At 59.7% G+C, this 258-nt stretch carries 1 protein-coding gene; it reads right to left on the bottom strand.

Annotated features, from left to right (window positions below; translation table 11 throughout):
* Nucleotides 1-258 (bottom strand): hypothetical protein (locus SB771_RS35510; RefSeq protein WP_410722104.1); only part of this gene is annotated, 258 nt, incomplete at both ends.

Here is a 258-nt window from a genome sequence, read left to right as displayed (position 1 = left end):
CCCGATGGCCACGCGTACTGAACGACCTGCTGGCTTACATGTCGCCGGGAGTAAAAAGGCGTACCGCGATAAACGCCGTTCGCTACTCGGCACTTCGTCGAGCAGATGAGCGTTTTTGCACGCATAGCCGCCATCGCCCCAGTTGTAGCTGCACGTCGCACTGCCGATCGTTGGCCATATTTGCTCGATACTGGTCGGCCTCGGCACGCCGAGGAACGGTTCGATGCCGTTCAGGCTTGCCTTGATCAGATCCCGGTC

This window comes from Burkholderia sp. SIMBA_051 (assembly GCF_046534915.1).
GTDB classification, from domain to species: domain Bacteria; phylum Pseudomonadota; class Gammaproteobacteria; order Burkholderiales; family Burkholderiaceae; genus Burkholderia; species Burkholderia ambifaria.
This window is presented reverse-complemented; position numbering and strand designations above follow the sequence as displayed.